Source organism: Deltaproteobacteria bacterium HGW-Deltaproteobacteria-6 (assembly GCA_002840435.1).
Taxonomy (GTDB): Bacteria; Desulfobacterota; Syntrophia; order Syntrophales; family Smithellaceae; genus UBA8904.
Map to the genome: position 1 here is coordinate 1 of PHAT01000022.1, position 4,541 is coordinate 4,541.

A 4,541-nucleotide genomic window follows, 5' to 3' on the forward strand; every position below is an offset into this window, starting at 1 on the left:
CTGGCAAAAGATGGGCAAGGCCGGCCTTTTTAAAATCGGCATTGCCCAAATGTACGGCGGCAATGGCGGCGGATATATCGATCTTTTGAAAGCGGGAGAGTCGTTCGTCAGAAACGGCTACAATCTCGGGCTGGCCTTATCCTGGCTCTACCAGCAGATCATAGCCCATTACATCATCAGGATTTTCGGAACACGCGAACAGCAAAGTCAGTATCTGATTGCCGCGGCCGCCGGGAAAATCACCCTGTCCTTTGCAGTATCCGAACCGGGTCGGGGGGCCCACCCGAAGCAGCTGGTGACAACGGCCCGAAAGCATGGCAACGTTTATATTTTAAACGGAGAGAAAACCTATTTGACCAATGGACCCATTGCGGGAATTTTCATTGTCATTGCCATAACGGACGACAAAACACCGCAAAAGCGTTTTACAGCCTTTATCGTTCCTCGCACGACAGAAGGTGTCACTGTCACACAGCCGATGGCGATGAATTTTCTAAAGCCTTCACCGCACGGCGGCATTAAACTGGAGAACTGCCGGGTCGGGAAGAAATCTGTCCTGGGAAAGGAAGGAAGCGCCTGGCGGGACATGGTTGTCCCCATGGGCGAAATAGAAGACGTTGTCATGATGGGGCCTGTGCTGGGAGGCACAGCCGCGCAACTGTCCCTCTTGATCGCCGCCATCAGGGAGCATCCGTCTGAACCGGACATCATGCTGCAGAGCGAACTGGGAGCCCTTCACGCGCTTTTGCAGACCATGCGGGTCATTGCCTATGAGGCGGCCAGCAGGCTCGATCGGAACAACGCCTCACCCGTCCCGCTAATGATCACTTTTACCAGAACCGCGACCGAATTTCACGAACGCATCACACAAATAACCGACCGCCGGGAAATCACCGGATCTTTCGAATACACTTACCTTCACAGGGACATAGAATCAATGGTGGCGCTTAAGAAAGGCCTGATGCAGATCCGGCAGAAAAAAATCGGCAGTGCGCTCCTGAAAGCATAAGACCGGAGCATCTACTTCCCAAGTGTGTATTGATTCATCACGTTCAGATTTCCGATCATGAACTGCCGCACCATTTCCGCGGTTTCCTCCACCGATAAGTCCTTAAAAGCCGAATAGGGAATTTCTTCAAATATTTTTATATACAATTTTTTCACGCCGGTAAATATGATGGTGTGCTTGGGAAGCGCCTTGCACGTTCCGCTGATCACAATGGGCAGAATGGCCACTTTCTTTTTGTGCGCCAGCTGGAAGGCGCCGAGTTTAAAGGCCTTGATCTCGCCGTCCTGAGAACGGGTCCCTTCCGGGAACATAAAAACGGAACTTCCCTCATCCAGATGCACTTCACATGCCGTCAGCATTTTAGCGATGCTTTCCTTGTCGCCACGCTTCAGTTTAACATAACGATTCAGAACCATGTTCCAGCCGATGAGCGGAAATCTGAACATTTCAATTTTGGACACCCATTTGAAGTGAAAAAAAAGGCGAAAAGCAATCAGGATATCCAGCTGAGACTGATGATTCGAAACCACCATATACGCAACATCTTTGCGAACATTTTCACGACCCTCAATGCGGACCTTCCAGGCGGGCAGCATCCAGGAATAAATCGAAGCCCAAAAGCAGGTAAACAGGTGGAGGAACCTCAGGCGGTGGTCAAAAGGATAGGTCACCAGACGGATCGTCAAAGCGATTAAATAAAGCGGAATCGACGTCAAAACCACAATGATAAAAAATAAGTAAGTAACCAAACGGCCTGTCATATTAAATCTGTCCATTCACCCTTTTCATTAGAATCATGATTCAAACAAGATGATAAAGTATAAAAAAAAGCTATTTGTGTGTCAATCATATTTATAAACACATCCTCATAAAAAAATCAATTTCTCAATGATTATACAACGGTTGCTGTACAAATCAAAACCTGCCCTATTTTTCGCAATGAATATGCTTGACACCGGACAACTATCCAAATATAAATCTACCACCTGTTGACCCGGTGTTTATCGAAGAAGCCATCATGGCGTTCTACTCAATAGAATTGAGGGATAAATCCTTATTCACACGGAGTTGAAGGCTCTGATCGCGTCTGTTTGCACACACAAATATGGTTATACGGCATAAGGCCAAACGCATGAGTATTTTATTTGAAACAGCACAAATAAAAAATTTAACCTTGCGCAACCGGTTTGTCCGGTCCGCCACCTATGACGGCATGTCGGACCTCACCGGTCAGGTAACCGAAAGCCAGCTGAAGCTGGTTTCCGATCTTGCCGAAGGCGGCGTCGGGCTGATTATTTCCGGCATCATGTACGTTCATCCATCCGGTCAAATCTCATCTTTTATGAATTCAATTGCAGAGGACGAATTGATTCCCGGTTTACGGAAACTCAGCGCAAAAGCCCATGAGCATGGCGCTAAAATTGCCGTTCAGCTTTATCACGGAGGCCGTGAAGCCCGTTTTGTCAAAACCAGAAAGCAACTGCCCATCGCTCCATCCGTCATTGCTGATGATCCTTACTATAAAGGAAGTTATCGCGAAATAACGGAAGAGGAACTCGAGGAAATTCTCGATGCATTTGGTCAGGCAGCCCGCAGGGCTCTGGAGGCCGGTTTTGACGCTGTTCAGATTCACGGTGCCCACGGGTATCTGTTCAGCCAATTTCTTTCACCCTTCACAAACAGAAGGTCCGACCGGTGGGGCGGATCCCTCTCAAACCGGCTGCGCCTGCATCGGGAAACGTTTCAAAAAATCCGGAACATGGTTGGAGCAGATTACCCTGTTTTGATCAAACTGGGTATTGAAGACGGATTTGCGGGGGGGCTTACCGCGGCCGAAGGAATGCAAGCCTCCCAACTGCTGGCCGAGACCGGTTATAACGCGATTGAAATCAGTTCCGGCGTGCGTGGCGAAAAATATGAAGGAACGGAGTATAAAACAAAAATCAACAAACCGTCACGGGAGGGTTATTTTCGCCCCTGGGCACGGGAAATTAAAAAAAGTGCAAAAGTCCCGGTGATTGCCGTGGGCGGCCTGAAGACCATTGACATGATGGAGGAAATGATCCAGAACCGTGAAGCTGATTTTATTTCGCTGTGTCGCCCATTGATTACAGAACCCGGGTTAATTCGAAAATGGGAACAGGATCCGGAGAAAAAGCCGCGCTGTGTCTATTGCAATAAATGTCTCGAAGAGCTTCATCACGGAATCCCGCTGCACTGCGTCACCTTTGACAAAAAAAGCAACCGCGGCATCCCGTGAGTAAACTTATTCCCGTAGACGTTACATGTAGCACCTCATTCCATAATATTCGAGAGGATCTATAGCCAAACATGGATCTCAAAGCTGTAAAAACCATTGGCGGCGGACTGGCAAGACCGGAAGGAGTTATGGCACTTGATGACGGCAGCATTTACACGGCCGACGCCCGGGGACGATGCGCACGCATTGAAGAGGATGGGCGCACAACATTCTTCGGTAACCTTGGAGGCCTGCCCAATGGCATCTGCATTGATGAAGACGGCAACTGCATTGTTGCCAACATCGGCAACGGCGAAGTCCAATCTGTGGCGCCCTCCGGAAGCCATCGCGTGTTAATGAAGGAAGCCGACGGCAAAAAAATGTTCACCCCCAACTTTCCCTTCCTTGATTTTGCAGGCCGTCTCTGGGTATCGAACTCCACGGACAATCCTGATATCGATGCTTCACTTTCGTCACCTGTTCCTGACGGATGCCTGATCATGATTGCACGTGATCAGGCACCGCACATTGTTGCAAACGGTATATGTTTTGCCAATGGCGTGGCAGTGGACGCAAAAGAGGATTACGTCTATGTAGCCGAAACCATGCAGCGGCGTGTTTTGCGCTACCGGATCAATCAGGATAACCGATTGGACAAGGCAGAGATCTTCGGTCCTTCCTTTCTGGGCAAGCTGGGTTTCCCCGACGGCATCGCTTTTGACGAAGCGGGCAACCTGTGGATTGCCTTTCCCGTTGCTAACGCCATTGGATTTATTGATCCACAAGGCAAGCTGGAGATGTGTGTGGAAGACCCGCAGGGCATCGTGATTAACCGGCCAACCAATATCTGCTTTGGCGGAAAAGACCGACGTACCGCCTATATCGGCAGTCTGGGAGGAACCAATGTTCCCTTTTTTGAAGTGCCGCATCCGGGTATGCGGCTGGCGCACCAGAACAAACAGGCTGTTAGGCTGTAGACTTTTAGACTGGCAGGATGTAGGCTGATGGCTCATCGTTGTAGGTTATCAGATTAAAGAACAAAAATATTGAAAGGAGAAAAAAGATGGAATACAAAAACATTATTGTATCAACGAAAGACTTTGTGACGACCATTGTTTTGAATCGTCCGCCGATGAACTCCGTGAATCTGGGAATCCGGGAGGAACTTTTTAACGCCGTGAACGAAATCGAAAAAAGCAGGGATACCCGCGCGGTCATCATCACGGGAGCAGGTGAAAAGGGTTTTTCCGCGGGCATGGATGTTTCCGATATCGCCAACATCACCAAGGGACC

The 4,541-nt window shown here is 49.1% G+C and carries 5 protein-coding genes; 4 read left to right on the forward strand and 1 reads right to left on the reverse strand.

Annotated features, from left to right (window positions below; genetic code table 11):
* Nucleotides 1–1,009, forward strand: a 1,009-nt coding sequence (locus CVU71_18415; GenBank protein ID PKN16829.1) for a hypothetical protein, incomplete at its 5' end; no start/stop codon positions are given.
* Nucleotides 1,010–1,020: 11 nt separating this feature from the next.
* Here the strand turns inward: CVU71_18415 and CVU71_18420 are convergent.
* Nucleotides 1,021–1,770, reverse strand: a complete 750-nt coding sequence (locus tag CVU71_18420) for a 1-acyl-sn-glycerol-3-phosphate acyltransferase (GenBank protein ID PKN16833.1) — start codon at nucleotides 1,768–1,770, stop codon at nucleotides 1,021–1,023.
* Nucleotides 1,771–2,114: 344 nt separating this feature from the next.
* On the opposite strand from CVU71_18420, the gene CVU71_18425 reads away from it, so the two are divergent.
* The 3 genes from CVU71_18425 to CVU71_18435 all read left to right on the forward strand — a co-directional run.
* Nucleotides 2,115–3,269, forward strand: a complete 1,155-nt coding sequence (locus tag CVU71_18425) for an NADH:flavin oxidoreductase (GenBank protein ID PKN16830.1) — start codon at nucleotides 2,115–2,117, stop codon at nucleotides 3,267–3,269.
* A gap of 71 nt (nucleotides 3,270–3,340) precedes the next feature.
* Nucleotides 3,341–4,225 (forward strand): hypothetical protein, encoded by an 885-nt coding sequence (locus tag CVU71_18430; GenBank protein ID PKN16831.1) that lies wholly within the window; start codon nucleotides 3,341–3,343, stop codon nucleotides 4,223–4,225.
* An 86-nt stretch (nucleotides 4,226–4,311) separates the two neighbouring features.
* Nucleotides 4,312–4,541, forward strand: a 230-nt coding sequence (locus CVU71_18435) for an enoyl-CoA hydratase (protein PKN16832.1), incomplete at its 3' end; no start/stop codon positions are given.